Annotated in this window: 3 protein-coding genes; all 3 read right to left on the minus strand. The window is 48.4% G+C overall.

Annotated elements, in window-relative coordinates; genetic code table 11:
• Window positions 1-16: 16 nt before the first annotated feature.
• Genes tnpC through tnpA form a run of 3 tightly spaced genes read right to left on the minus strand, consistent with a single transcriptional unit; the run spans window position 17 to window position 2,164 of the window.
• Complete coding sequence (gene tnpC, locus G5B00_RS17760; protein WP_163878794.1) at window positions 17-1,492, minus strand: IS66 family transposase; 1,476 nt, start codon at window positions 1,490-1,492, stop codon at window positions 17-19.
• 50 nt (window positions 1,493-1,542) lie between these two features.
• Entirely contained in the window at window positions 1,543-1,881 is a 339-nt protein-coding gene (gene tnpB, locus G5B00_RS17765) for an IS66 family insertion sequence element accessory protein TnpB (RefSeq protein ID WP_163878797.1), read from the minus strand.
• 1 nt (window position 1,882) lies between these two features.
• Complete coding sequence (gene tnpA, locus G5B00_RS17770) at window positions 1,883-2,164, minus strand: IS66 family insertion sequence element accessory protein TnpA (RefSeq protein ID WP_163878800.1); 282 nt, start codon at window positions 2,162-2,164, stop codon at window positions 1,883-1,885.
• Window positions 2,165-2,223: the final 59 nt, after the last annotated feature.

Below are 2,223 nucleotides of genomic sequence, written 5' to 3' on the forward strand. Positions count from 1 at the left end.
GTATCCGCCCGACGAACTACAGGTCAGTTGATTTCTTGAAATTCTGCGGATAAAGATCTTTTAGATTCTTATGGTTGATGGAGGATATGTTTAGCAAAGTATACTTTAGCCATTTGAACGGGTTGACCTCATGCTTTTTACAGATGGCGAAGAAGGAGTATATCATCGCCGCCCGCTGTGCTGCTTCATGGCTCCCGGCAAAGAGATAGTTTTTGCGACCGAGGGCAACTGGTCGAATGGCATTTTCGATCAGGTTGTTGTCAATCTGTAGATTTCCATCATATAAGTATGCCGAAAGGGCATCCCATCGCGCATAGGCATAGGCCATGGCCTTTCCGATCTGACTTTTGGGCAAAGTGTTCTTGATCTCTTCAAAGATCCATTTGCCCATTTGGTTAATGACCGGTAGCGATTCTTTAAGCCGCAGCTCTTTGATCCTGTCGGCAGAGAGCTGTTCCTCTTTGGCCCTGCGTTCAATCTTATAGAGCTCCTGTACCATCAGCAGTGCCTTTTCGGCTCTTGCACGGTCATTCTGCAGTGCTTTCTCGAACTCACGGCGTGCGTGTGCCCAACAGGCCAGATGGATGATGTCTTTCTTTCTGCCATATTTCTCATATGCCGCATATCCATCGGTCTGCAGGTAACCCTTAAAGCTGTCCAACATGGATCCGGGTACATGGCCACCACGTGAAGGATTGTAATCGAACAGTACGATCCTGTCCAATGGGGAATGGTACACCCAATAGTATCCCTGATGGGCAGCTCCTTTTTTATCGCTGTCGAGTACTTTTATAACTGTTTCGTCCACCTGCAGGTAACCTTTTGTTTTTGTATCGAAGACCAATTGTTCATAAAGCGGTTCGAGTTTGATCAGCGCCTCCTTCGTCCAGCCTTCGATGGTCGAGGAGGCGATCTGTATGTTTTCCCTGGCGAAGATCTGCTTCTGGCGGTACAATGGAAGGTGATCTGCATATTTCCCCGTCAGGATCATCGCCAACAGGCCTGCTCCGGGGATACCTTTGTCGATCACGCGCTGGGGAAGTTCTCCTATCTTAACGCCTTCCCCGTTTTTGGCTACATATTTATAGCGGATATAGCGTTTGATATAAAATTTGGCGGGTTCGCATTCGAGTTCTTCGGTAATCTCTTTTCCGATGCATACCATATCCGACAGGTCTCCTTCGGGGTGTATCTCGATCTCCTGTACGGGAAGGTGTTCGGGCAACTTCGCACGTCCCTTATGGTTGGGGCGTTTGCGGGTATACTCGATCTTCTGTTTGATTTCCTCCTGCTGTTGCTCTACTTCTACAGCTGCTGCTTCAAAGGGGAGTGCGGTCTGGTTGGGGTCTCCCTCGAAGCGCTCGCGCTTCTGTCCGAACTGCATACGGCGTAACATGGCAAGCTGGGACTCCAGATATTCTATCTTTTCGTCACGGCTGGAAATGACCTTCAGAAGGTCATCTTTAGAAAGGTTTTCCAGCGCTGTTTCCATACCCTAAAGATACGGTTTTACCTGCATTTATACAATCAAAAAAGCTGTTTTTAGGTCAATGAATAACGTTTTTTCTGTATGCTTTTTACAACCTGAACGCCCTCGATGAGCAATACCAGATCGCTCCATGACAGCTCACCTTTTTTAAGTGCGGATGTACCAAAAGTACCCTGCTCCAGCCGTTTGTAATAAAGGACAAAGCCGCCGGGTTCCCAGTGCAGCAGCTTGATATGGGTACGGCTGCGGTTCAAAAACACAAATACCTCACCGCTGGTCGGCTGGCGCTGCATCGCCGAAGCGACCAGACCACAGAGTCCGTCAAATGATTTGCGCATGTCGCAATGCCCATCGTACAGATAGAAACGGTGTGAGGATCCCAGTGAAAACATATCAGTAAAGGCGGATCAGCTGGGAAAGTAGACCAAGATCGCTATCTACCCTGATGCGCACCCCGTTGGGGTAGATAACCTCAACAGCACTGTTCCTGCCAGCCTTGTCGATCGCTATAAAGCCTCCGCCGGATGTACCCTTTTCTTTACTGCGCGAAAACCAGTAATAAAACGTTGCCTCATTGATCCCGTTTTCCGCACAGTAAGCCTTCTTACTCTTGCCGCTCTGATGCCAGTCTGCTATCATCGCAAACATCTGCACTCTTTTTTCCTCTTTGCTCATACTACAAAGTTCTGAATTATACAGACCTCAGGAAAGATGCAATTGGTCGGGTGGATACG

This window comes from Parapedobacter sp. SGR-10, from assembly GCF_011030405.1.
In the GTDB taxonomy this organism is placed as follows: domain Bacteria; phylum Bacteroidota; class Bacteroidia; order Sphingobacteriales; family Sphingobacteriaceae; genus Sphingobacterium.